Genomic DNA, 24,827 nt, shown 5'->3' on the forward strand with positions numbered 1-24,827 from the left:
CATGCTGACCCTGCATCGTGAATTGCGCATGCCACCGGCCCCGGTGAGAAGGATCAAGGGGCCGATGCGCATCGATGCGCACCAGCACTTCTGGCGCTACCGTTCCGAGGACTATCCCTGGATCGGTACCGGCATGGACCTGCTGGCGCAAGACCGCCTGCCCTACCAGTTCCAGCCGCTGCTGGAGGCGCAGGGCCTGCATGCGTCGATCACGGTGCAAGCCCGTCCGGGCCGCGAGGAAACCGGCTTCCTGCTGGAGATGGCGCGGCGTGATGCGCGCATTGCCGGCGTGATCGCCTGGGACGACATCGCCGCGCCGCAACTGGCCGAGCGCATGGAGCAGTGGGGCCGGTCCAAGCTGTTGGGACTGCGCCATCCCATGCAGGAAGACGATGATGCCGGCCTGCTGCTGTCCCGACCGCAATTCCATCGCGGCGTACGCTGGCTGCAGGAGCGTGATTACGTGCTGGACGTGCTGGCCCATGAACGCCACCTGCCGCAACTGCGCCAGCTCTGCGCGCTGCATGACCAGCACTGGGTGGTCTTGAACCATCTCGGCAAACCGGCCCTGAAGGAATTCCGCAAGGGCCGCGCCGCCTTCGAACGCTGGCGCCAGGAAATGCGTGAACTGACCGCCATGCCGCACGTGGCCTGCAAGATCTCGGGCCTGCTGACCGAAGCCGACTGGCTGCGCGGCCTGTGCACGCGCGACTTCGATCACATCGTGCAATGCCTCGATACGGCGCTGGAGCTGTTCGGTCCGCAGCGCCTCATGTTCGGTTCGGACTGGCCCGTGTGCCTGCTCGCTGCCTCCTATGCACGGGTGGTGGCGGTGGTACGCGAATGGGCGGCCAAACGTCTTTCTCCCGCTGATCAGGATGCCTTGTGGGGTGAATCCTCGGCGCGGATTTATGGCCTGATGCCATAAGGTTTTCCCCGGATTCCTTTTCATTGCCAAGCGCAATTCCCGGTGCGATATTGCATCGAGGGAAGTCTTGTCATGACAAGGTAAGGGGAGATAAAAATCAAACGCCTCAAACGCAACATGACCCTGATCATCTGCGTCCTGGCGCTGATGGCAGCCGTCATCACCGCGCTGGTGCTCTATCAGAGCTACAAGCAGATAGAACGCAGCTCGATCAATCATGCCCTGAACGTGGCGCGCATTGCGCAACGCTCGATCTCGCGCAACATGGAACTGCTCTCGCTGGCCCTGGACAGCCTGGCCTGGCGCTATCGCCATACCCGGCTGCACAGCATGCCCGCGCAACAGCAGCTGGAATTCCTGCTGGGCGAAAAGGTCGAGGCCAGCTATATCGCCGCGCAGGGCATCGTCAATGCCGAAGGCGAACTGGTGGTCGGTTCGCCGGTACTGGGCGAGATCATGCCCGGGCTCTTTTCGGGACGCGATTTCTTCGACGTTCCGCGCAACGACGCAGGCGCCACGCTGTACGTCTCGCCACCGCTGTCGGTGCGCATCGAACGGCGCGTCCACGTGATCGTGCTCTCCAAGCGCCTGGTGGAGGTGGATGGCAGTTTTGCCGGCATCGCCTTCATGGTGCTGTACCTGGACTATTTCCGGCAGCTCTTCGAGGGCCTGTCACTGGACAAGCATGCCGTCATCTCGCTCTATTCCATGAATGGAGTCGCCTACATGCGCCAGCCTTACGACGAGGCCTTCATCGGATCGCAGGCGGGTCATCTCCCGCATCTGCATACCATGCTGTCGCCAGACTCGCCCGCCGAAGGCAGCTATTTCGCGCGCTCCCCGCAGGATGAAGTGCAACGCCTGTATGCCTATGTGCGCATCCCGCAGAACCGCTGGGTGGTCTTCATCGGATGGGCCAAGCGTGAACTGTTCGGTGAATGGACGCGCATGCTGTATGCGGTCGTGTTCCTGATGGCAGCCTTCAGTATCGCCGGCATCTATCTCATCAGCCGGCTGCGCGACGAATTCTTCCGCCGCAGCAAGCTGGACCAGCAACTGGAAGAGCAGGCCCGCACCGACAAACTGACCGGCCTGCTGAACCGCCGCGCCCTCGACGAGAGCTTGCAAGGGGCATGGCACAAAGCCCAGCGTAATGAAATGGCGCGCTTTGCGGTGCTGTTTGCGGATGTGGATTTCTTCAAGCTCTACAACGATACCTATGGCCATAAGGCGGGCGATTATGCCCTGGTGGCCGTGGCCCGTTGCATCAGGGGCGCGGTCGCCCGACATTGCGACCGGAGCGGACGCTATGGCGGCGAGGAATTCGTGGCGCTGCTCGACGAAGCCGATGCCGAGGGCGCACTGCATGTGGCCAAGCAGATCCTTGCGGCGCTGCAGGCGCAGAAGATCCCGCATGAACGCAGTCCCTTCGGCCGCCTCACCATCAGCATCGGCATAGCCTGCCTGGACCGCAGCGTGCACCGCAGTGTCGAGGAAGTGGTGAAGGCGGCCGACCAGGCGCTCTATCAGGCCAAGCGCGAAGGCCGCAACCGCGCGCGCCTGTTCCAGGCGCCGGCCGAGATGGCGCCGGCCGGATGGCAGTTCAGTTCAGCGAACAGTTGAGCCACTTGGCGATGCGCACGCCATCCAGGCGCGAGCCCTCGGCGGTATCGCTGCCCAGCATGGTGACGATCACCGGACGGCGGTCATGCACCAGCAGGCGCAGCACCATGTTGTGGCCGGATTCGTTGATGAAGCCGGTCTTCTGCAGCGAGGCGTTGACCTGGCCGTAGCGGATCAGGCGGTTGGAATTGATGTACTGCAACTGGCCGCGTCCGATGTTGATGATCTTCTGCTTGTCCAGCGAATCATTGCGGATGAGCTGGTAGCGATTGGCCGCCTTGACCAGTTCGGCCAGCTCGCGCGGGGTCGAGACATTCTCGGGCGAGAGGCCGGTGCCGTTCTCGAAATGGGTATGGCTCATGCCCAACTCCCTGGCGCGCGCATTCATGGCCGCCACGAAGGCCGGACGGCCACCCGGATAGTCGCGGCTGATGGCGGCGGCCGCACGGTTTTCGGACGACATCAGGGCAATGTGCAGCATGTCCGCACGCGAGAGGCTCGCACCCACGTTCAGACGCGAATGGGTGAACTTGAGGTTGTCCAGATCGTCCTCGGTCACCTCCAGACGCTGGTTCATGGGCAGCGATTTCTGGTCCAGCCAGACGATGGCCGTCATCAGCTTGCTCACCGAGGCGATGGGCGCGACCGTATCGGGGTTGCGTTCAAAGAGCGGGGTATTGGTCTGTTCATCCAGCACATACACGCCACGCGAGAAGATGTGGCGGCGCGAGGCTTCCGTGAAGCCGCAACGCGAGAGCAGCTCCGGCTTGGTGTTGGTCGCCGCCGCCGGGGTGGCGGCGGTGGCTGCGGTGGCTGCGCTGGTCACTGCGGCCGTGCTTGCCGCGCCCACCGCAGCGGCGGAGGCTGCCGCCGCATGGCCGCGACGGCGGACATGGTGCGCGCTGCGCGCCGCTGGCGCCGCCGCCTTCTTGCGCACGCTGCGTTTGCGGCCCTTGGCACCGCTGGTGGCGGGACGATGCTTGCCCGCCGTGGAACCGGCGGCCTGGGCTTCGCTGACCTTGCCGGAGAGCGCCGTCAACACCAGCAGCAGGACGCTGCACATCAGCAGGCGTGCCAGCACGCCGGCGCGGCGCAGGATCAACAGGAAAAAGCGTAAATCATTACCGGAACGGGACTGCTGCGTGCAAAACATCGTCGAAAACCTTGTCGGTGCGTTCATCCAAGACCGGCCATGATACGGAAACTTGGCTTTTGATGCAGCACCCTTGAGCTTGGTGCATCCACCGGTGAAGAAGATGACAAGGCGACAAACCCCGAGCCACGCCCCGAGCGCACCATAATTTGCTTCCCTCGCTGCAACCGGGCGGCGCATAATCTGTCCATTCCCGGCCGGGGCAGGCTGCTTCCGGCGCACTCCCGTCTGACTGAACCGTTGATTTCTTCATGTCCAATCTCATCGTACACGGTGGCCGCCCGCTGCGCGGCGACATCATCCCTTCCGCCAACAAGAATGCGGTCCTCCCCATCCTCTGTGCCACGCTGTTGACCGACCAGCCGCTGCGGCTGATCGGCATTCCCGAGATCACCGACGTCAAGAAGATCCTGGAGATCTTCCGCGTGCTGGGCAGCGAGGTGAAGGTGGACTATGCCAGCGGCGTGCTGGAGCTGCATCACCGCGATACCCGTTTCGATCCCAAGATCCACCATCTGCCGGAGGAGATGCGTTCCTCCATCATGCTGGTGCCACCGCTGTTGGCGCGCTTCGGCGTGGCGCGGCTGGAAAACGACGTCAAGGGCTGCACCCTGGGCGTGCGCGAGATCGATCCCCACGTCGAGGTATTCCAGCGCTTTGGCGCCCAGGTCGAAAGCAGTCCTGATTCGCTCATCATCCGCACCCACGGCCGCATGCAGGCCAACCATCACTGGCTGGACTATGCCTCGGTCACCACCACCGAGAACTTCGTGCTGTGCGCCGCTGCGGCCGAGGGCGAATCGGTGCTCACCAATGCGGCTTCCGAACCGCACGTGCAGGAGTTCTGCCGTTTCATAGCGATGATGGGCGTGCAGATCGAGGGCATCGGCACCTCGCGCGTGAGCGTGCGCGGCGGCGGCCAGCTGGGTGGCGGCGAATTCCGCTTCGACGAGGATTTCCACGAGATCGCCACCTTCCTCGCCATGGGCGCCATCACCGGTGGTCAGGTCCGGGTGCGCAACAGCGCGCCCCAACAGTTCCCGCTGATCGACCGCACCTTCGCCAAGTTCGGCGTGGAAGTGGTGCATGAAAACGGCTGGTCGCACACCCGCCAGAACGGCCCGCTCAAGGTCGTCAAACCCTTTACCAGCAACATCCTGACCAAGGTGGAAGCGGCGCCCTGGCCGTATCTTCCGGTGGACCTGCTGCCCATCTTCATCGCCCTGGGCGTCAAGGCCGAGGGCAATACCATGTTCTGGAACAAGATCTACGACGGTGCCATGGGCTGGAGCAGCGAACTCTCCAAGTTCGGTGCCCACGTGTTCCTGGGCGATCCGCATCGCCTCATCACCTTCGGCGGACTGCCGCTCTCGCCGGCCTCGGTGGAGAGCCCCTACATCATCCGCGTGGCCATCGCCCTGTTCATGGTGGCCGCCAGCATCGAAGGCCGCTCCGAAATCCGCAATGCCCTGCCGATCCGCCGCGCCCATCCTAAGTTCGTGGAAAACCTGCGTTCGCTGGGGGCCGTGGTGGATTGGGTCGAGGAAGACTGAAGCGGTTTCCGTGCGCCGGCAATCGGCCGGAAAGTGGCGGCAGGTTTCATCCCGCAGTTGGGTCAGATGCTTCACCCGCCCTGAAGCGATTTCCTGCTGACCTGCGACAACGGGCGGCTCACAGGCCGCCCGTTGTCATTTTCCTTCCATTGCGCCGAAACCCTCAGAACAGCAGGATCAGCAGCAGGATGATGGGAATCGGAATCCCCAAGAGCCAGAGCAGAATGGCACCCATGTCAGTCTCCTATCAAAGTTGATGTTCAGGTGCGCCGACGCGGTGATCGTGTTGATCGTGCACGCGCTGGTGCAGCACCGGCTCGCCGTAGAGTTCATTGCGGTCACGCAGGCGGCCGCCATAGGTGGCCAGCCAGCTGGCGACGAAGGCTCCGCACAGCAGCGCCAGGAACATCCACAGCGCGGCATAGGCAGCGGCCTTGCGGGCGGCGTCGGCGGCTTCCTTGGCCTTGGTGGCGGCCTGCTCCAGATTGCGCTGGTAGGCGGCGAAGGTATCGGCCACGCGCTTCTCGGCATCGGCTTGCGACAGGCCGGTGTGGCGCGCCACCAGCTGGCCCAGGTAACGCTTGTCGTTGTCGGCCAGTTGCTGGTTGGCCAGCGAGTAGCCGAACACGCGCGCCACTTCCATGCGCTGGGCCGCGCTCAGTTCACGGCCATCGGCGGGCGTCGGTGCGGCCAGCGGGGCAGCAGGTGCAGCGGACGCAGCCGGAGCGGCAGAACCGGTGGCGGCATCGTTGCCGCCAGGCGCAGTCACCGGCGCGGCAGGTGCAGCACCGGCGCCGGGGGCAGCGCTGGTGTTGGTCCCGGTGCGGAACATGGAATCGATGAAGTATCCCGCAGCGCGATCGGCCAGGTTGCCCGCCTGTTGCGCACCGTCCGGGCCCATGGCCGCAGCGCTCGCGACGGCACCGGTTCCCAGCGCACCGCCGGCGGCCCCGATGGTCCTGGCGCCGCCCGAGATCACGCTGCCCACGGCCGAGCCCAGCAGGGCGGCGGTGGCCAGCGAGGCCACTGCCCAGGCCAGCAGGCCATGCGCGGTATCGCGGAAATAGACTTCACGGGTATGCAGGCCGGCCCACTTCACGCGCAGGCGACCGGCCAGGAAACCGCCGATGGCCGAGGCCGCGATCTGGGTGAAGAGCAGCCAGCCGGCCGTGGAATAACCGATGGTCTTGGCCGAGACCCCTTCGCCGGACCACGGCGAGATCGATGAAAAACCGAGGCCGAAGCCCAGCATCACGAGGATGAAGGACAGCGCCGCCGCCGCGAAGGCACCGGCCAGGATGGCGCCCCAGGAGACGCCGGAGCCGTTGTTGTCGGCGGCCTCGACGCTGGCCGCTGGAAGGGGATGGATGGTTGAGGTGGTCATGAGTCTCCTCGCGATTCTTGATGGATTGATCCCTGCGGCGAGCGCAGGGCCGGGGGGCATTGCCACGATGAGACTGTAGGGGCGCGCTAGCGGCGGCGCCATCGGCGCAGTTCTTCAGCCGGCGTAGGAAAGTGGGAAAAAATCAGCGCGACATAGCGGAAAACCTGCCCGGCACATCCGCGCCGGGTCTTATAGAATGGCCGCTCGCGCATCGTCCCTGCCGTCGCCCGAGGCGGCGGATCACTCCTCTCAGCTCACGACTCACATGGCCATTACCCATTTCCTGTTCGACCTCGACGGCACGCTCATGGACAGCGACGCCCTGCACCACGCCGCCTTCAACACCATCCTCTCGCGCTGGGACCGCTCGGTGGATGTCGACTACTACAAGACCCACATCATGGGCGCCTCCAATGCCATGATCTTCAATCACCTCTTCCCCGGCATGCCGCCGGAGCAATATCTGCCGCTGGCCGAAGAAAAAGAGCAGCTGTTCCGCTCGCAGCTGGACCAAGAGGTCGCGCCCACGCCCGGCATCGAACGCCTGCTGGAGCACATCGCCCGCATCGGCGGACGGTCGGCCGTCGTCACCAATGCACCGCGCGCCAATGCCGAGCTGATGTTGAAGGCCACCGGCCTGGCCGGCCGCTTCGATACGCTGGTGATCGGCGATGAACTGGCGCGCGCCAAGCCCGATCCGCTGCCCTACCTGACCGCCCTGCAACTGCTGGGCGGCCGGCCGGAACAGGCGGTGGCCTTCGAGGATTCGGGTTCGGGTGTGAAAGCCGCCAGCAGCGCGCAGGTCTGGACCTTCGGCATGCTGGGCGGACTGGATGAAGCGCGCCTGCGTGCGGCCGGCGCACATGCGGTGATCCGCGATTTCAATGACCAGGCGCTGTGGGACAAGCTGGGCGGATGAGTTCGCGCAATCAGTTGACGCTGGTGCGCGCCGCTTCGAAGTGATGGTCCGGCAGGAACCACAGCAGAGCGAGCAGCACGTAGACCGCGGTGGCGCCCAGCGGCGTGACCAGTGACAACGGAATGGCCAGCGCATAACACAGGATGGAGAGCGCATTCTTGCGGCCCTGGCCGAGCAGGGCCGCCAGCGACGGATGCGCGGCCTCGCTGTGGCGCAAGGCGCGTTTCAACAGCAGGAAGGACAGCGAGCACATCAGCAGCACCACGCCATAGCAAGCTACCGGCGCGCTCTGGCGATGATGGTTGGCCACCCATGAGGTGACCAGCGGCAGCAGCGACAGCCAGAACAGCAGATGCAGATTGGCCCACAGCACCCGGCGGTCGACCTGCGTGGCCAGGTGCAGCAGGTGATGGTGATTGACCCAGTAGATGCCGATGTAGACAAAGCTGAGCACATAGCTCAACAGCGGCGGCATGAGTGGTGCCAGATCGGCGAGTCGCGCGCCCTGCGGCGTTTGCAGCCCCAGCACCATAATGGTGATCGCGATGGCGATGACGCCATCGCTGAAGGCTTCCAGCCGCGACTTGTTCACTGACCCGCCGCCGTGGCCGGCAGTGGCTGGCGGAATTCCCACACGACCAGCGCCACCAGGATCAGCACCGGCACGATCAGCCCGGCGAAGCCGATGGCGTGATAGGCGAAGGCGGCGGCAATGGCGCCCGCGCCAAAGGACAGCACCGGCCACACGAACTTGATGCAGCGCTCGGTGGTACCGGCATCGGCGGCGCCGCGCAGCATGTCCACCACGTCGATCACCACCTGGGTGACGTTGCCGGTCATGAGCGAAGTCGGCGCCAGATGCGCCAGCAGCAGGCGGCTGATGGCGCTGTGCACGCCCATGGAGGCGGTGCCCAGCAGGCCGGCGGCCATCACCCAGCTGGCCGTGGGTGACTGCACCGGTGCGGCGGCGATGCCGCAGACCATGAACCCGATCAGCAGCAGCAGTTGCAGCAGGAGCGACCAGCCCAGCGCGCGACCACGGCGGCGCTGGATGGCGGCGATGTAAACCCGTGCCACGGCCACACCGAGGATGAAGGCCGGGAAGGCCAGGAACTTGAGCAGGATGGACATCTGCGAACTGTCCGCCAGGGCCGCACCGATGAGGATGAAGTTGCCCGTCACGTGCGCCGTGAACAGACCAAACAGGGCAATGAAACCCAGGGTATCGACATAGGCGGCGAGGAAGGCCAGTCCGGCGGACTGGAGGCGATTGTTGCGTTGTGCGGCATTCATGAGGGGGTCTCGCTTCTGTTCTGAGGGCGGGGGCCAGGCCGCACACCTTAGCACCGCCGGCGCGAGGCGCCCATTATCCCTGTGGATAAGACAAGCACGGCATTGGCTGAACCATTGCCGATACGGCAACGATACAGGCGAAGAAGCTGCCACAAAGGCATTTTCTACAAAAAAGAGCACATTTGTACAATCCAAACCCGGCCTGAATGCTGATGATGCGAGTACTGCACGGCATGGCCGGTGGCGTCTGCGAAGCTTGCGCGCCCTGCTCCGACGCAATCGGCCTTGTTCGCGCGAGGATTTTCGCAACCCGGCAAGACGGATGAAACCATGGAAAGTACCGTATATGTCGTCGATGACGATGGCATGATCAGGACCGCCCTGTTGAGACTGCTGGCCTCGGCCGGCCTGACGGCGCGCGGCTTTGCCTCGGCCGATGAATTTCTGCGGGAGCCGCTGACCGGCACGCCCTGCTGCCTGCTGCTGGACATGAAGATGCCCGGCTCGGACGGCTTCGCGGTAGTACGCCATCTGGAGCAGCGGGGCGAGGCCATTCCGGTCATCTTCATCTCGGGCTATGGCACGATTCCCGCCACGGTCCAGGCCATGAAGGCGGGCGCGCATGAATTCCTCACCAAACCCATCGAAGACGAACGCCTGCTGGGCGCGGTGCAGGAAGCGCTGGTCATCGCCGGGCGCGATCTGCATCAGCGGACCGAGCAGGCGGCCAGCGCCTCGCGTCTGGAAAAGCTGACCCCGCGCGAACGCGAAGTGCTGGAACTGACCATCGGCGGACTGCTCAACAAGCAGATCGCCACCGAGCTGGGCATCAGCGAAATCACCGTCAAGGTCCACAAACGCCGCGTGATGGACAAGATGCAGACCAGGACCCTGGCCGATCTGGTGCGCACGGCAGAGCGCCTGCAGATTCATTCGGCGAGGCAGCGCTAGGCCCGCAGCGGTTTTCTGCAAGGACGCATTCTTTGTCACCTACCGATGAGCTCAAGCAAATCGGTGCGAAGTCCTCCGATATCTCCAGCTTCTGACTCAACCGCTCGACCACCACCTTGGATCTGCCGGGTACTTTTTCTCCCTCAGATTCGCTGGTGCTTTGGTGCCGGTTTTATATGTAGCTACAAATAATCCTTGATCCGCACATTTATCGTAGCTACGATAATATGCATGGACATCGTATTCGACCCCGCCAAAGATGCGGCCAACCTTGCCAAACATGGCGTCTCACTGGCGCTGGCCGCCGAGATGGATTGGGACGATGCGCTGATCAGAACCGATGACCGGCACGACTACAAAGAGCAAAGAGAAATCGCCATTGCCTTCATCGGTTTGCGGCTTCATGTGGCTGTCTATGTCATACGGGATGACCAGCGGCGCATGATCAGCCTGCGCAAGGCCAATCAAAGGGAGTTTCAACTGTATGCCGAAAATTAAACAAGGGGCGCTTCCCCCCGGCGATGAGGAAGATGCAGCGATCACTGCGGCAGCCTTGTCAGACCCGGACAATCCACCTCTGAGCGCAGAGGATTTTGCAGTCATGCGGCCAGCGCGCGGCCGTGGCCGCCCGGCCGGTAGCGGTACGAAGGTGCAGGTGACGATGCGTTTCGATATGGATGTGCTCGAGGCGTTCAAGAGCGAGGGCGCGGGCTGGCAAAGCCGGATGAACGGCGCCTTGCGCGAATGGCTGGCGCAGCATCGTTGAGGATGCAAGCTGCCGGGAAGAGCTATCCATCGGCGGACGAGGAAGCAGGATGGAGGCCTGACTTCACCCGCTGTCTTCGCCTCACCCATCCCGCCCCCGCATCCACACCATCGGCCCCACCCCCATCACCTGCTTGAACACACGGCTGAAGTGACTCTGGTCGGAGAACCCGCATTCGAACGCGATGGCCGTCATGCTCTTGCCGCCCTCGCGCAGCAGCTTGCAGGCCAGGGCGATGCGCTGACGTTGCAGCCAGGCATGCGGCGGCAGGCCAAAGCTGAGCTTGAAGGCCCGTGAAAAATGCGCGCGCGACAGGCCGCATTGCGCGGCCAGCTCAGCCAGGCTCATGCGCTGGGCCAGATGCGCCAGCATGTAGTCGCGCACCCGCACCTGCTGCCAGCCGGCCAGCCGACCGCTGCCGCGCGGCGCGGGCTGGCCGCCGTAATGCTGCGCCAGATGGGTGTGCAGGGCCAGCGTCACGGTGTCGATGAAGACCGTATCGCCGTCATTGGCGGCCTCGCCCAGCATCGGCAACATCGCCTGCACCAGATGCCAGACCACCGGGTCACGCACCGCCTGACGCTGCTGCAAGCCGCTGATGCGGCGTCCGCTCTCTTCGCTCCAGTGCTCGATGGTGGCGCGCGGCAGTTGCAGGCGCACGTTGTCGTAATCCGAAAGATGCTGGCAGCGCCACTGCTCGCGCAGGTCGGTGATGGCCATCTCGCCGCGCCGGTGAGCACCCGCATGCACCAGCTGCTGGCCACGCCAGAGCTTGTGATGCCGGAAATCCTGCAATTGCACGATGATGGAAAACGCCTCGTCACCGGGAATGTCGATCACCGGCGCATGCTCCGGCACCCCGCCTTGGGCCGCACGCGCCAGCGTGATGTCGTCCTGCAGGCGGATACGTTTCATGACACGGGTGGGCAAGGGCTGGATCACACGAAAAATCCTTGGAGATGAAGAGAAAAAAACCGCCCCGCCACCATAGCGCAAGACAGGCCGGTCCGTCAGACACAGGTGAAGGAAAACGCAAAAAGGGCAGGAGCGTCAAGTCCTGACTCCTGCCCTGTTTCCGCCGGACAACCGGCACGGCTTAGATGGATGCCAGCCGGCGCGTTTCCTGCTGCTGGCGTCGGCTGGCGTCCAGGCTCATGCTGCTTATCCCTTCAGGAAGGCCAGCAGGTCGGCATTGATCTGGTCCTTGTGGGTGGCGCACAGGGCGTGCGGCGCGCCGCTGTAGATCTTCAGTTGCGCGCCCGGCACCATCTCGGCCACCAGCTTGCCGGTGGTCTGGAAGGGGACGATCTGATCGTCATCGCCGTGGATGACCAGGGTGGGGAAGTTGAATTTCCTGATGTCTTCACGGAAGTCGGTGCCGGAGAAGGCCGTCACGCAATCCAGCGTGCCCTTGAGCGAAGCCAGCATGGCGATGTTGAAGGTCTGCGCCAGCACGCCGGGGCTGACCGCATCGGCCTTGCCCGGACGATTGGTGCCGAAGAACACGGCCGCGAAGTCGCTGATGAATTGCGCACGGTCCTTCAGCAAACCTTCTGTGATCCCGGCGAAGACCTCGGCCGGCACGCCCTGCGGAAAGTCCGGCGCCTGGCCGAAGATCGGCGTCACCGCGCCCAGCAGCGCGGCTTTGGCCACGCGCTTGCTGCCATGACGGCCGATGTAGCGGGCCACGTCGCCGCCGCCCATGGAGAAACCGACCAGGGTCGCGCCCTGCAGGTCCAGCTTGTCCATCAGCTCGGCCAGGTCATCGGCGAAGGTGTCGTAGTCGTAACCAGTCCAGGGCTGGCTGGAACGGCCGAAGCCACGGCGGTCATAGGCGATGACGCGATAGCCGCGCTCGGCCAGGAAGTTCATCTGGTATTCCCACATGTCGCCATCCAGCGGCCAGCCGTGGCCGAAGACGACCGGTTGGCCGCTGCCCCAGTCCTTGTAGAACCCATTTCATAAATAGGCGTGAGTGCGAGCGAGTCCCGTTTGGGATGAAGTGCAAGGCGCGAATTTGGGTCAAGACTGGGCGTCTTGACCCAAATTCGTAACGCAGCAATTCGCCCAAACGGGCCGCTCCCTGCGGGTTCTGTCCAGAAAGGGCGCTGGCCGCGTTGCACTCCTTGCGTGTGGCACCGCCACACGACGCGTCGCGCGCCTTGCCAGCGCCCTTTCTGGACAGAACGCATCTCACGCCTATTTATGAAATGGGTTCTAATAGATTTCGGTACCGTCGCGGGTGGTGATGGTGCTCATGGTGTGACTCCTTGATGAGGTGTGAGGGGCATGTCGATTGCTGCGCCCTTGGGGGGAGCAGGCCGCCTTGCGCGTCGCAAGGCGACCGGAAAAAAACTAAGTTTTTTTGCTACCGGAACTTAGTGATTGCAATACAAAAACTTAATTCCTACTGCTGAGCAGGAGAATTCCGCAACCGCCACTGGCCCGGCCCGCACAGTGCGATGGAAGTGAAGATCACCAGCAGCAGCCAGCCGAACTGGCCTTCGGCAATGCTCCAGCCCGGATGCACCGCCAGCATGGCCACCAGCAGCACGCCGATGATGGGCAGGCAGGCCAGGCGCGTGAACACGCCCAGGGCGATCAACACCGGGCACAGCGCCTCGGCGAGGATGGCGGCCCAGAGCGATACCGTGGGGCCGAGGCCGAAGGGGTCCTCGATGACGGTCAGCTCATGCGCGTAATGCATGAGCTTGGGCAGGCCATGCACGTAGAACAGCATGAAGCTGCCGGCCACCCGCAGGAACAGCAAACCCAGGTCCAGCGGCGGCACCGGCAAACCCTGCCAGAGGGTGGGATGGCGTGTCTCCATGATCGCCTCCCTCAGAACGCGAAGCAGCTGCAACCCAACGCGCCCCAGAAACCGGCGAAGTTGGAGACAGGCACGCTGGACTTGCGCGCGACGTCATGCGCGTGACCATGCACGCCGCAGGAGCCCACGCAGGCATGCGGCAGCGCGGTCTTCTTCTGGCGCGCAGCATCGGTCCTGGCGAGGGCGCGATAGTGTCCCGGCACCTTGGCCACCGGCGACCACTCGGGCAGCACCGGGATGTCACCGGGGCCGTGCGAGGAGAACGGGCCGGCGCCATAGACCACCTTGCCATCGACCACGGTCATGAGCGATTCGATGGCCTTGATGTCGTCTTCATGCACGCTGAAGAAATCCGCCGACAGCACCGCCAGATCGGCCAGCTGGCCGGCCTGGATGCGGCCCTTCTTGGCCTGCTCGCTGGAGAACCAGGCGCTGCCTGCGGTCCACAGTTCCAGCGCGGTCTCGCGCGGCAGGCGGCCGGCCGTGCCATACAGCCTGGTGCCGCCCACGGTACGTCCCGAGACCAGCCAGTACAGTGCGGTCCAGGGGTTGTAGCTGGCCACGCGGGTGGCGTCGGTGCCGGCACCGACCGGCACGCCCATCTCCAGCATCTTGGCAATGGGCGGTGTGTGCTCGGCCGCCTCCGCGCCATAGCGGTCGATGAAGTATTCCCCCTGGAAGGCCATGCGATGCTGGATGGCAATGCCGCCGCCCAGCGCCCTGACGCGCTCGATGTTGCGCTCGGTGATGGTCTCGGCGTGGTCGAACATCCAGTGCAGGCCATCGAAGGGGATGTCGCGGTTGACCTTCTCGAAGACGTCCAGCATGCGCGAGATCGATTCGTCATAAGTCGCATGCAGGCGGAACGGCCAGCGGTTCGAGACCAGGTGGCGCACCACGCGCTCGAGTTCGTCTTCCATGCCCTCGGCCAGGTCGGGACGCGGTTCCAGGAAATCCTCGAAGTCGGCCGCCGAGAACACCAGCATTTCACCGGCGCCGTTGTGACGCAGGAAATCGTCGCCGTCACCTGGCCTGACCATGCCGGTCCATTTCTGGAAGTCGGCCAGTTCGCCGCCCTTGCTCTGGGTAAACAGGTTGTAGGCGATGCGGATGGTCAGTTGTCCATCGGCCGCCAGCTTGTTGATGATCTGGTAGTCGTCCGGGTAGTTCTGGAAACCGCCGCCGGCATCGATGGCACTGGTCACGCCCAGGCGGTTCAACTCGCGCATGAACTGGCGGGTCGAGTTGACCTGATACTCCTGCGGCAGGGTCGGTCCCTTGGCCAGGGTGGCATACAGGATCATGGCATTGGGACGGGCGATCAGCATGCCGGTCGGATTGCCCGAGGCATCGCGCACGATCTCGCCACCCGGCGGGTTGGGGGTGTCCTTGGTATAGCCCACCGCCTGCAGCGCGGCGCGATTGAGCAGCGCGCGGTCATACAGGTGCAGCACGAAGACCGGGGTATCGGGCGCGGCCGCGTTCAATTCCTCCAGCGTGGGCATGCGCTTTTCGGCGAACTGGAATTCGGTCCAGCCGCCCACCACGCGCACCCATTGCGGATGCGGGGTGCGTGCGGCCTGGTCCTTCAACATGCGCAGCGCATCGGCCAGCGAGGGCACGCCTTCCCAGCGCAGTTCCAGGTTGTAGTTCAGGCCACCACGGATGAGGTGCAGGTGGGAGTCATTCAGGCCGGGGATGACGGTGCGCCCGCCCAGGTCGATGACCTTGGTGGTGGCTTGCTTGCCGCGCATCACGTCGGCGGCGCTGCCGACTTCGAGGAATTTTCCGCCGCCGATGGCAACGGCCTCGGCGATGGGGTTTTGCTTGTCGACGGTGTGGATCTTGCCGTTCAACAGGATCAGGTCTGGGGTCACGCTGGCTGCGGTCGTCATGGAGGCTCCGGGCATGGGCTAAGGCGAATGAAGAGGGCGGATTGCGCAAGTGGTGGCGGCCGCTTGCCGCGAGCCGTTCATCCCCTGCGCTTTTGTTGGTGCTTTTGTTGGTGCTTGCAGTGTGCAAAAACGCACAGCCAGCGTCTAGCTATACGAACAGATAATGGCAACGCCCTGCGCGCTTGCCTATGATCGCCTCCGGCAGCCTCACTCCCGCTGTCGGCCGGTCTGCGTCGTCCATCCCCCGACGCCGGACCGGCACTCTCCTCCACCAACATCCCACCTACGGAAACATCATGACCACCAATACCAAGCTCGACGTGCTGACCCCGACCAACTGCCAGTTCATCATCATCGACCATCAGCCGCAAATGGCCTTCGGCGTGCAATCGATGGACCGTCAGGTCCTCAAGAACAACGTCGTCGCCCTGGCCAAGTCGGCCAAGGCGTTCAACATCCCCACCATCATCACCACCGTCGAAACCCAAGGTTTTTCCGGCTACACCTATCCGGAACTGCTGTCGGTCTTCCCCGAGCACGACATCCTGGAACGCACCTCCATGAATTCCTGGGATGACCAGAAGGTGCGCGACGCCCTCAAGGCCAACGGCAAGAAGAAGGTGGTCGTGGCGGGCCTGTGGACCGAAGTCTGCAACAACAGCTTCGCCCTGTGCGCCATGGCCGAAGGCGACTACGAAATCTACATGGTGGCCGACGCCTCCGGCGGCACCTCCAAGGAAGCCCACGACTACGCCATGCAGCGCATGATCCAGGCTGGCGTCATCCCCGTGACCTGGCAGCAGGTGATGCTGGAATGGCAGCGCGACTGGGCCCGCAAGGAAACCTACAGCGCCGTCATGGACATCGTGCGCGAACACTCGGGTGCCTACGGCATGGGCGTGGACTACGCCTACACCATGGTGCACAAGGCCGAGCAGCGCCCGCACGGCAAACAGAAGACCCTGGCACCGGTGCCGGCCAAGTAAGCGCCTGCTCTCTGCGCCGCTGCGTTATGGCCATCCCATCGGCCGGACGCGGCGGCGTCCCATCTTTATCGAGGAGCCGGGCCATGTCCGCTTATCTGATTTCCCTGGGTGCCGGCATCCTGATCGGTGTCGTCTATGCGCTCTTGAAGGTGCGCTCACCGGCGCCACCCGGCATCGCCCTGATCGGGCTGTTGGGCATGGTGCTGGCCGAACGCCTGATCAACGGTCTGGGTCCGCTGTTGGGCCACTGAGTCTGGAGTCTGGAGCCAGGAGTCTGCATGAAACCTTATCTCATTTCCCTACTGATGGGCCTGCTTGCCGGCCTCATCTACGCCGCCCTGCACGTGCAGTCGCCGGCACCGCCCATCATCGCCCTGCTGGGCTTGCTGGGCATGCTGATCGGCGAACAGCTGGTGCCCATCGCACGCCGGCGGCTGGCCGGTGAACCTCTGACGGCATCGTGGTTCCACCGCGAATGCATGCCCAAGATCACGGGCACGCCGCCGCCGGACCAGCAGTAAGCGCTGCATCAAAGGCCGCCGAGCTGACGATGACGAACGAAGGCGAGAACACGCCGCCATCACACCGCCCCATCGCGGTGATCGATGACGATCTCGGGGTCCGCGCGGCCTTGTGCAACCTGCTGGATTCGGCCGGGCATCGCAGCTGCAGTTTCTACCGTGCCGAGGATTTCCTGAGCAGTACCTGCCTGCCGGTGGCCTGCTGCGCCATCGTCGACCTGAACCTGCCGCAGATGGGCGGCTTCGAGCTGGCCGAGCGGCTGGCACAGTTGCGGCCGGGACTGCCGGTGCTGTTCATCTCGGCGCAGGTGACGCCACTACAGCGCCAGCGCGCCACCGACATGGGCCTGGCGCTGCTGGCCAAGCCGGTCGACGCCGATATCCTCCTGGTGATGCTGACGGCCACCCTGCTCTACGGACCTCCCTGAACGGCACAAGGGGCCGCAATGCGGCACAATGCGCCTTCAGCCCAACCTTGCCTGCCAGGAGATCCCCTTGCCGTCCGACCCGCGCCTTTCCGACGACGACGCCTTGCTGCAGACCCTGCGCGAACTGTCGGCACTGCTCGATCCGGTCCTGCTCCAGCCCGCCATCACCCGCGCCCTGTGCGATCTCGGCGGCGCACGGCGCTGTCTGCTGGTGCGGCATGACGCCGGCCTGGCCCTGATCCAGGCCGAAGCCCACCGCATCGGCGGCGACCTCAGCAACCGCCAGCGTGACTGCATCGCCCGGCCCGACGATCTGCAATCGGCACAGCTCACCCTGCCCCTCCACCATCGTGGTCAGTCGCACGGCGAGCTGCTGCTGTATTACGACGACGTACCCACGGCCGCCATCACACGGCGTGTCCATCATCTGGCCGCCCATGCCGCCGTGGTCCTGGCCAATGCCGCCGACCACGCCCAGGCGCTGCTGGAAAAGGAAATGCTGATCTGCGCCGAACGCGAACTGCGCACCAGCCAGGAACTGCTCAAGCAGGGTGAGCGCTTCAACCATACCGGCAGCATGCGCTACCTGGTGCGCGAAGACCTGATGTTCTGCTCCGACGAACTGTGCCGCATCTATGGCTTGCCGGTCGGACGCAACTGCCTCACCTACGACGAGTTCGCGGCCATCATGCATCCCGATGACCGGCAGGAAGTCATCGAGACCGTCAACGCCGCCGTGGCCATGGGCGGCACCATCCGTGTGGAGCATCGCATCTGCCGCCAGGATACCGGCGAGGTGCGCTATATCTCCGGCATCGGCAAGCCAGTGTGGGTGGACGGCACCTTTACCGAATACATGGGCACGGCCACCGATATCACCGTGCGGCGCCAGGCCGAATACGCCATTCGCGCGGCCCAGGTGGACATGGAGCGCGTGGCGCGCGCCAATACGGTGGGCCAGCTGACCGCTTCCATCGCCCATGAGATCAACCAGCCGCTCATGTCCATCGTCTCCAATGCCGGCGCCAGCCTGCGCTGGCTGAACCGGCCCGAACCGGAACTGGACCATGCGCGTGCCAGCCTGCGCGACATCATCAGCGAAGGCCAGCGCGCCGGCGGCATCATCAGCGGTTTGCAGAACCTCACCCGCAATCGCGCACCGCAGTTCGAACGCATCAACCTGCCGGCGCTGATCCGCCACGTCCTGACGCTCTCGCGCAGTGAGCTGGAGCAGCGCGAAGTGAATCTGGCGCTGACGCTCACGCCCGCCGATGTCTTTGTGCTGGGCGACACGGTGCAGTTGCAGCAGGTGCTGCTGAACCTGTTGGTCAATGCCATCGACGCCATGGTGGCGGTGCCGGAAAATGCCCGCGTGCTCAGCATCAGCGCCAGTTGCAGCAATGAACAGCGGGTCGAGGTACAGGTACAGGACAGCGGCGAGGGCATCGCCGCCGAGGCCATGCCGCGCATCTTCGATGCCTTCTACACCACCAAGGAAAATGGCATGGGCATGGGTCTGGCGATCTGCCACTCCATCATCGAAACCCATCGCGGCCGCCTGCGCGTGGCGGCGGCACAGCCGCAGGGAACCGTGTTCAGCTTCGATCTGCCGCGCGTGCCCTGAACGGGCAGCGCCCTCAGCCCAGCGGGCGGCGCCAGGCGCCCGGCGTGCTGCCGACCACCTGGGAGAACACGCGGCTGAAATGGCTCTGGTCGTAGAAATCGCAAGCCACTGCAATCTCGGCCAGCGACAGGCGGGTATGACGCAGATATTCCCGCGCCCTCTCCACGCGCTGGATCATCAGCCACTGATGCGGCGTATGGCCGGTGCTGGCCTTGAAGGCGCGCAGGAAATAGCTGGCCGACATATTGCATTCGCGCGCGATCTCGGGGATGGAGACATTGCCATCGGCCTTCTGCAACAGCATCTGCTTGGCGCGCTCCTCATGCACGCGCGACAGGCGCGCATTGCCCGGCAGCGGGAGGCGGGCGCCGCCATAGCGTTGCAGCAGGTGGGTGCCCATGGCCAGCCCGAGCTGGTCGACGAAGAGCTGCTTGTCGGGATCAGGGTCTGCCAGCGCCGGTGCCAGTGCTGCGGCCAGATGCGCCAGCACCGGATCGCCCTGACCGGTGACGGTGGACAGACCCGTGACCTTGCGTCCGCGCAGATCGTCATTGACGGTGGCGAACCACGAGGGCGGCAACTCCACCAGCAGGAAATCGAATGGCCCCTGCAACTCGGCCCGGTAGTCTTCGGAAAAATCGCGGGTATAGACGGCACCGCGTTCAAACTCGAACTGCGCGCGCTGACTGCCACGGAAGATGTGACGACGATGTTGCTGTGCCATCGAAATACCGACCAGGAAACCCCGGTCGGAGGCCGGCGTGTAGACCTGCGATACCTCACGGCTCTCGACCCGCTTGCGATAGAAACTGAACTGGCTGCCCTGCAACTCGCAGCTCTGCTTGAGGTGGGTAGCCGAGCAACCGAGAGAATCACTGCGCGCGGCGGGAACGGCGGGGGTGGCCAGAGCAGTCATGTTCAACCTCGAGGAAATCGTCAATAGCGGACGGGCGTACAGCGGCCCTGTCCCGGCATTCTACACAGAGCGGCAGGGGCCCGCCTGGGCAGGCCCGTATTGTTGTCGCCGCTCACTGTTGCTTGCGCGCAGCCTCTTGCAGCATGGCCTGGCCGATTCCGGCGTGGCCGCGCTCGACCAGGGTGTTGCCGGCGCTCTCGATGTCGCGCACGTCCTTGTTCTGGCTGAGCTTGCGCTTGCCTTCCAGGCGCGTGATCCCGATCTCGATGCCGACGATGGCCTTGAGCAGCGTGTCGGTATAGTCGGCGGGCGCGTCCGACATCTTCCAGGGCTTTTGCTCGCCGGCCTCGTGGGTGCGCGTCAGGCGTGCCACCACGCCGCGCAGGTAGCGCTCGTCATCGCGGATGGTGACGCGTCCGTGGGCATGGGCCACGGCGTAGTTCCAGGTCGGCACCTGACGATGCGCCTCATGCTTGCTGGGATACCAGCTCGGCGAGATATAGGCATCGCCTGCAGAAAACACGACCAGCACCGTATCGCCATCGGCCAGTTCGCGCCACAGCGGATTGGCACGCGCCACGTGCAGATGCAGCGTGCCCAGCGCGCCTTGGGCCGGGTCGAGATGGCAAGGAAGGTGATTGGCATCGAGCCCGCTGGCAGTATGCGAGATCAGCACGCCAAAGGGATGGGCGGTGATCAGCTGGTGCAGGCTGGCGGTGTCCTGGTCGGCGAAGTGGGTGGGGATGTACATGGGCTTCCTGGCAGGTGGGCTGAGCGGGTCATTGTAAGACAAACCCGCAGCCCCCTTTGCCGTCAGCGCGCCTCGGCCGTCTGTGCAGCAGCCGGCATGGCCGAGCTGGGCAGGCCGAAGACGCGATCAAAGCCGAGGTTGAACAGATAGGTGTAGATCATGAAGAAGACGATCAGCCCGAAATCCAGCACCAGCGCCTCCCACAGGCTGATGCCCAGCCACCAGGCAAACAGCGGCACCAGCATCACCACCAGGCCGCCTTCGAAACCGAGGGCGTGCGCGGCGCGCCGGGCGAAGTTGCGGCCACGGCGCGGCTGGCGTGCTTCCCAGCGCTCGAAGAGGGTGTTGAAGATGAAATTCCACACGAAGGCAATGGCCGACGAGGCCACGGCGGCGGCCGATGCATGCGCACTGTCGTGACCGGCGAAGACGCTCAGCCCGACCGTGGTGAAGAGGATGGCCAGCCCCTCGAAGAGGCAGGCATAGACCAGCTTGCGTTTGAATCCTTGCATGATGTGCTCCTGAAGACAGCGGCACGCCAGCATTCGGACTGGCGGCGCGACGGGAAGCATTCTATGATGATATTTTTGATGGATGAAGTCGGCTTCTTTCAGTTTTTCTGACAGGTCGTCGATGCCGCTTCAGCTCCGCAACATCTGCAAGGGACAGGCCATGGCGTTCTCCAGTGACAATGTAAGGGTCTTCCTGGCCGTGCTCGACAGTGGCTCCTTTTCCGCAGCGGCACGCCTGCTGGGGCGGGTGCCCTCCTCGGTCAGCATGACCATCAGCCAGCTCGAAGCGGAGCTGGACCTGGTGCTGTTCGACCGCACCGCGCGTGACGCCCGGCCCACCGAACTGGCGCGGGCACTGGAGCCGGATGCACGCCTGCTGGCCAGCACCCTGCGCCAGCTCGATGCCCATGCGCTGGCCATGCATCAGGGGCTGGAGCGCAAGCTCACGCTGGCCGTCGCGCCCGAACTGCTGTCGGTGCCCTGGGCCAAGCCGCTGGCGGTGCTGGCAGCGGAGTTTCCTTCGCTGGAAGTGGAGGTGCTGTCCTCGCCACAGGCCGATGCGATGCGCATGCTCTATGACGATACGGCGCAACTGGCACTGGTCTTCGAGCGCCACGCCGGCAATGACCGCGAAGCCTTCCAGGAATTCAGCAGCGAGATGATGGTGGCGGTGATCGCCCCCGACCATCCGGCGCGGCTACGCAAGAAGCGCAAGCTGCGCTACGAGGACCTGTACGACATCCGCCAGATCGCCGTGGCCAGCCGCGACGCCAGCATTTCCGACCCGCGCTTCTTCCTGGCGCGCCACATCTGGCGCACCGACAATCACCTGGCCACGCTGTCGCTGGTGCGTGAAGGCCTGGGCTGGGCCTATCTGCCGCTCAGTCTGGTGCAGGCGCAGATCGAGGCCGGCACGCTGGTGGTCATCGACTTCGACAACATCAGCAACCAGCAGCGCATGTGGGTGGACGTGGTGTGGAACAAGGACCGCCCGCTTGGACTGGGGGCACAGCGCTTCATTGCCCTGATGCGGGAGATGGCGCCGAGCCGGCGCAAGCGCAAGTGAGCCGGTGTCGTCAGAAACCGTTCGGACTGAGCAGGCCCGTCAGGGCCGACTCGAAGGCGCTCCGAGACCTGATGCGCCGGCGCGCCTTCGATACGCGGCTGCGCCGCTACTCAGGACGAACGGCTTGTAGTAGCGCTGCGTTTACCAGTGAATTTTTTAAGTTTTTTTGATTCGCTAATTAGAGAGAATATTCAAAAAACTTAGTTTTCAACGGATCACCCCGATCCGATAATCTCCCGTCATTGACCGCAACAGCAAACCATCGCGCTCGACAACAATGTCGGCAGAGGTCTTGCCATGACCGCGCGCAGCTTTTCACAACCGCCACCACCCGGCGCACATCCTGATGACCCGGCCGGGCCTGACTTGCTGATGCCTGCATCGGCATCTCCTTCTTTATTGATGTCCGATAACGCTGAGCCCACCCCAAATAAAGTGAGTAAATCTCGATTTTATTCGAGGCTTTTCAGCGAGATTTACACGGCCATTCGGCTACGATTGCTAACCAAAGCGCACAAACAAACAAACAACCGGATATGAATCCGGACAAACTCCGGACAGACCTATGTTCCTTTATGTTCCTTTCCTGCTGGCCTTCCTGACCGTGTTCGGAATTGCACTCGGCTGGAAATCCATGAGCAATAAGCTATGGTTGGCAAGTACGGCGGTGACTCTATGGTGGTTCAGCCAATACACCCAGGATCGCCTGGGTTTCATCCTGTAATGGCGCCCTCTCATGGACCGTTCCGTCGTCTTCACCCCGCGCGAGCCCGTCCTGCCGGGCGGCATCTTCTGCAATTGCGTGTGCCTGCTGGCCGTGAGCGCCAGCCTGCTCCTGTTGCTGTACCACCAATGGGTGCTGCAGGTACCTCCCTGTCCGATGTGTCAACTGCAGCGCATGGGCATCATCCTCACGGGCATCGGTTTCATGCGTAATCTGCGCTTCGGCGTCAAGAGCGCGCACTACGGTGTGGCGCTGACGGGCGCGTTGCTGACCGGACTGATCGCGCTGCGCCAGATCTCGCTGGAGGCGATGCCGGGCCAGACGCCGCATGGGCCGCTTTTTGAGGGCATGCATTTCTACACCTGGACGGCGCTGTTTTCGCTGACGGCCATCATCGTCATCGCCGCTCTGCTGGGCGTCAAGAGCGCCGAATATCCGGCCATGCTGCTGTTGCTGCAAAGCGCCGAACATCAGAGTGCAGAGCGCCGTATCCCCTGGGCCAGGATCATGGTCAGCGCGATCTTCTTCATGACAGTCAGTGCGCACATGGCCTCGAGCATGGCGGGCTGCGACCGCATTGCCTGTACCGAAGACCTCATCGATCGCCTGCAGCTCAATTGGTCACAGCACCAGCCCCGATGAAAAACGGCGCACGCCTGCCATGAGCAGGGGTGCGCCGGTCAAAGACGGCTCAAGACTATCGCGGCCCGCACGCCAACCACGCGCGCCGGGCCAGGGTGCTACACGGACATCAGAAGCGATGCTGCATGCCCAGGGTCATGCCGAACTGGCTGCTGCCAAAGCCCGCATCATCCCGCGAGAGGCCGACCAGCTGGTTGTTCCTGGCCTTGGCGTAGGCGGTGCTCAGGTACAGGTCGGTGCGCTTGGACATCGCATACTTCAGACGCAGCGAATACATGATGGGATCGGCATCATTGGCCACGTTCTTGATGTTCTGGTAGTAGATCGCACCGATCACGCTCATGGCCGGTGTGAACTTGTAGGTCACGCCGCCCCAGAAGAAGTCGCTGCGCAGGTCGGTCGCGCCGCTGGCCAGGGTCTTCTTGTAGTAGCGATAGCCGAGGTTGAACTTCCACGCGTCGGCGGGCTGGTAGCCCGCAGCCAGGTGGGCGCTGGTGGCGCGGTCATAGGCCGTGTTGGCGGTGGTGGTGCTGTTGTTGCGGTCATAGGTGGCCGCCACGCTGAACGGGCCCGAACCCCAGCCCAGGCCGACGCCATACTTGGCGCCATTGCCGGTGTCACCGGCCACTTCGCCGAAACCATACATGGCACCGACCTTCACGCCGCCGAACTCACCCTGGTACTTGACCAGGTTGGACACGCCGGTCGGCATGCCGTCCTTGCGGCCACCGGTAGCACCGGCCGAGGTCACCCAGGAATAGTTGGCCGAGTAACCCATCGGGTCGAAGGGCAGGATGAAGTCATAGGTGGTGGAGAAGGAACGGCCCGCCACCACGCGACCGAAGCCGCCTTCCAGGCCGACGTTGGACTGGCGGTTGAAGAGCTGGTTGGCATCGCCGTCGAGGCCGCCGTTATCCAGCTTGAAACCGTTCTCCAGCTGGAACACGGCTTTGAGGCCGCCGCCCAGGTCTTCGGTACCACGGAAGCCGATGCGCGAGGTGTTCATCGTGCCCGAACTCAGGCGCACCAGGCTGTTGCCGGCGGCGTTGGCATTGGTGAGATATTCCACGCCCGAATCGATCAGGCCATAGATGGTGACGGACGACTGCGCCTGGGCGCCGCTCGCGGTCAAGGCCGCAAATGCCGCGAGCATGCCGGCGGTGAAGTGATGTTTTTGCACTGAGGTCTCCTACTTGGTTGAAAGCACTGGATAGCGTCGGCACGGCAGCACCGGGCGACGTCTTCTGTTCACGCACCCGGACCGGCCGGGTGAGCGAGGCAAGAGCGGATAGCCCTCCCCGCTGGTTTTCATCGATGCGATGAACCGTCAAAAAACTAAGTTCCGGCGCACGGAAAACTTAA

Annotated in this window: 25 protein-coding genes and 1 pseudogene; 14 read left to right on the top strand and 12 right to left on the bottom strand. The window is 63.9% G+C overall.

All coding sequences use genetic code 11. The features are described from left to right. The first annotated feature begins 1 nt into the window (after position 1). Positions 2–928 carry an amidohydrolase family protein gene (locus tag AACH55_RS23455; protein ID WP_338717069.1) on the top strand — a complete coding sequence of 309 codons (927 nt, stop codon included), beginning with the start codon at positions 2–4 and terminating at the stop codon, positions 926–928. Between the two features lie 117 nt (positions 929–1,045). Then, on the top strand, positions 1,046–2,551 hold the full coding sequence (locus tag AACH55_RS23460; RefSeq protein ID WP_338717070.1) for a GGDEF domain-containing protein: 1,506 nt from the start codon (positions 1,046–1,048) through the stop codon (positions 2,549–2,551). Here the strand turns inward: AACH55_RS23460 and AACH55_RS23465 are convergent. Further along, positions 2,532–3,704, bottom strand: coding sequence for a serine hydrolase (locus AACH55_RS23465; protein ID WP_338717071.1), 1,173 nt, complete (start codon positions 3,702–3,704; stop codon positions 2,532–2,534). The two genes, AACH55_RS23460 and AACH55_RS23465, sit on opposite strands and share 20 nt — an antisense overlap. A 251-nt stretch (positions 3,705–3,955) precedes the next feature. On the opposite strand from AACH55_RS23465, the gene AACH55_RS23470 reads away from it, so the two are divergent. Next, positions 3,956–5,257, top strand: a complete 1,302-nt coding sequence (locus tag AACH55_RS23470; protein WP_338717072.1) for a UDP-N-acetylglucosamine 1-carboxyvinyltransferase — start codon at positions 3,956–3,958, stop codon at positions 5,255–5,257. A 247-nt stretch (positions 5,258–5,504) separates the two neighbouring features. Here AACH55_RS23470 and AACH55_RS23475 read toward each other — a convergent pair whose 3' ends face one another. Next, positions 5,505–6,641, bottom strand: coding sequence for a hypothetical protein (locus AACH55_RS23475; protein WP_338717073.1), 1,137 nt, complete (start codon positions 6,639–6,641; stop codon positions 5,505–5,507). A gap of 265 nt (positions 6,642–6,906) precedes the next feature. Here AACH55_RS23475 and AACH55_RS23480 point away from each other — a divergent pair, with 265 nt between their 5' ends. Next, complete coding sequence (locus AACH55_RS23480; RefSeq protein ID WP_338717074.1) at positions 6,907–7,560, top strand: HAD-IA family hydrolase; 654 nt, start codon at positions 6,907–6,909, stop codon at positions 7,558–7,560. Positions 7,561–7,570: 10 nt separating this feature from the next. Here the strand turns inward: AACH55_RS23480 and AACH55_RS23485 are convergent, their stop codons facing one another. Both AACH55_RS23485 and AACH55_RS23490 read right to left on the bottom strand, forming a co-directional pair. Then, positions 7,571–8,152 carry a TMEM175 family protein gene (locus AACH55_RS23485; protein WP_338717075.1) on the bottom strand — a complete coding sequence of 194 codons (582 nt, stop codon included), beginning with the start codon at positions 8,150–8,152 and terminating at the stop codon, positions 7,571–7,573. Further along, positions 8,149–8,853, bottom strand: a complete 705-nt coding sequence (locus AACH55_RS23490; RefSeq protein ID WP_338717076.1) for a YoaK family protein — start codon at positions 8,851–8,853, stop codon at positions 8,149–8,151. Before AACH55_RS23490 ends, AACH55_RS23485 begins: the two co-directional genes overlap by 4 nt. A gap of 330 nt (positions 8,854–9,183) precedes the next feature. Here AACH55_RS23490 and AACH55_RS23495 point away from each other — a divergent pair, with 330 nt between their 5' ends. The 3 genes from AACH55_RS23495 to AACH55_RS23505 all read left to right on the top strand — a co-directional run bounded on the left by AACH55_RS23495 (position 9,184) and on the right by AACH55_RS23505 (position 10,570). Continuing rightward, the gene (locus tag AACH55_RS23495) at positions 9,184–9,804 is read left to right on the top strand and encodes a response regulator (protein ID WP_338717077.1); all 621 of its coding nucleotides are present in this window, start codon (positions 9,184–9,186) and stop codon (positions 9,802–9,804) included. A 231-nt stretch (positions 9,805–10,035) separates the two neighbouring features. Next, positions 10,036–10,302, top strand: coding sequence for a BrnT family toxin (locus AACH55_RS23500; protein ID WP_338717078.1), 267 nt, complete (start codon positions 10,036–10,038; stop codon positions 10,300–10,302). Beyond that, positions 10,289–10,570, top strand: coding sequence for a BrnA antitoxin family protein (locus AACH55_RS23505; protein WP_338717079.1), 282 nt, complete (start codon positions 10,289–10,291; stop codon positions 10,568–10,570). The genes AACH55_RS23500 and AACH55_RS23505 overlap by 14 nt, the downstream gene beginning before the upstream one ends. Before the next feature lie 81 nt (positions 10,571–10,651). Here AACH55_RS23505 and AACH55_RS23510 read toward each other — a convergent pair whose 3' ends face one another. The 4 genes and pseudogenes from AACH55_RS23510 to AACH55_RS23525 all read right to left on the bottom strand — a co-directional run bounded on the left by AACH55_RS23510 (position 10,652) and on the right by AACH55_RS23525 (position 15,295). Then, positions 10,652–11,512, bottom strand: coding sequence for an AraC family transcriptional regulator (locus tag AACH55_RS23510; RefSeq protein ID WP_338717080.1), 861 nt, complete (start codon positions 11,510–11,512; stop codon positions 10,652–10,654). A gap of 219 nt (positions 11,513–11,731) precedes the next feature. Beyond that, positions 11,732–12,523: pseudogene (locus AACH55_RS23515) on the bottom strand (alpha/beta hydrolase); the annotation flags it as partial. A 454-nt stretch (positions 12,524–12,977) separates the two neighbouring features. After that, entirely contained in the window at positions 12,978–13,400 is a 423-nt protein-coding gene (locus tag AACH55_RS23520) for a DoxX family protein (protein WP_338717081.1), read from the bottom strand. 11 nt (positions 13,401–13,411) lie between these two features. Continuing rightward, positions 13,412–15,295 carry an amidohydrolase gene (locus AACH55_RS23525; RefSeq protein WP_338717082.1) on the bottom strand — a complete coding sequence of 628 codons (1,884 nt, stop codon included), beginning with the start codon at positions 15,293–15,295 and terminating at the stop codon, positions 13,412–13,414. 296 nt (positions 15,296–15,591) lie between these two features. Between AACH55_RS23525 and AACH55_RS23530 the strand changes: the two genes are divergently transcribed. The 5 genes from AACH55_RS23530 (at position 15,592) to AACH55_RS23550 (ending at position 18,854) form a co-directional block, all read left to right on the top strand. Continuing rightward, the gene (locus AACH55_RS23530) at positions 15,592–16,281 is read left to right on the top strand and encodes a hydrolase (protein WP_338717083.1); all 690 of its coding nucleotides are present in this window, start codon (positions 15,592–15,594) and stop codon (positions 16,279–16,281) included. An 83-nt stretch (positions 16,282–16,364) separates the two neighbouring features. Next, positions 16,365–16,532, top strand: a complete 168-nt coding sequence (locus tag AACH55_RS23535) for a DUF1427 family protein (protein ID WP_338717084.1) — start codon at positions 16,365–16,367, stop codon at positions 16,530–16,532. 27 nt (positions 16,533–16,559) lie between these two features. After that, positions 16,560–16,802, top strand: a complete 243-nt coding sequence (locus tag AACH55_RS23540; protein ID WP_338717085.1) for a DUF1427 family protein — start codon at positions 16,560–16,562, stop codon at positions 16,800–16,802. A gap of 29 nt (positions 16,803–16,831) precedes the next feature. After that, the gene (locus AACH55_RS23545) at positions 16,832–17,230 is read left to right on the top strand and encodes a response regulator (protein ID WP_338717086.1); all 399 of its coding nucleotides are present in this window, start codon (positions 16,832–16,834) and stop codon (positions 17,228–17,230) included. 67 nt (positions 17,231–17,297) lie between these two features. Continuing rightward, positions 17,298–18,854, top strand: coding sequence for an ATP-binding protein (locus tag AACH55_RS23550; RefSeq protein WP_338717087.1), 1,557 nt, complete (start codon positions 17,298–17,300; stop codon positions 18,852–18,854). A 13-nt stretch (positions 18,855–18,867) separates the two neighbouring features. Here AACH55_RS23550 and AACH55_RS23555 read toward each other — a convergent pair whose 3' ends face one another. The 3 genes from AACH55_RS23555 to AACH55_RS23565 all read right to left on the bottom strand — a co-directional run bounded on the left by AACH55_RS23555 (position 18,868) and on the right by AACH55_RS23565 (position 21,033). Further along, a complete protein-coding gene (locus AACH55_RS23555; protein WP_338717088.1) occupies positions 18,868–19,770 on the bottom strand; it encodes an AraC family transcriptional regulator in 903 nt (300 codons plus the stop codon). 112 nt (positions 19,771–19,882) lie between these two features. After that, positions 19,883–20,521 (bottom strand): FMN-binding negative transcriptional regulator, encoded by a 639-nt coding sequence (locus AACH55_RS23560; RefSeq protein WP_338717090.1) that lies wholly within the window; start codon positions 20,519–20,521, stop codon positions 19,883–19,885. 62 nt (positions 20,522–20,583) lie between these two features. Further along, entirely contained in the window at positions 20,584–21,033 is a 450-nt protein-coding gene (locus AACH55_RS23565; RefSeq protein WP_338717092.1) for a PACE efflux transporter, read from the bottom strand. Positions 21,034–21,193: 160 nt separating this feature from the next. Here AACH55_RS23565 and AACH55_RS23570 point away from each other — a divergent pair, with 160 nt between their 5' ends. Next, positions 21,194–22,099, top strand: a complete 906-nt coding sequence (locus AACH55_RS23570; RefSeq protein ID WP_338717093.1) for a LysR family transcriptional regulator — start codon at positions 21,194–21,196, stop codon at positions 22,097–22,099. Positions 22,100–22,835: 736 nt separating this feature from the next. Further along, positions 22,836–23,465 carry a disulfide bond formation protein B gene (locus tag AACH55_RS23575; RefSeq protein WP_338717094.1) on the top strand — a complete coding sequence of 210 codons (630 nt, stop codon included), beginning with the start codon at positions 22,836–22,838 and terminating at the stop codon, positions 23,463–23,465. A 109-nt stretch (positions 23,466–23,574) separates the two neighbouring features. Here the strand turns inward: AACH55_RS23575 and AACH55_RS23580 are convergent, their stop codons facing one another. After that, complete coding sequence (locus AACH55_RS23580) at positions 23,575–24,618, bottom strand: porin (RefSeq protein ID WP_338720399.1); 1,044 nt, start codon at positions 24,616–24,618, stop codon at positions 23,575–23,577. Between the last annotated feature and the right edge of the window lie 209 nt (positions 24,619–24,827).

It is taken from the genome of Herbaspirillum sp. DW155 (assembly GCF_037076565.1).
GTDB lineage: Bacteria > Pseudomonadota > Gammaproteobacteria > Burkholderiales > Burkholderiaceae_D > Herbaspirillum.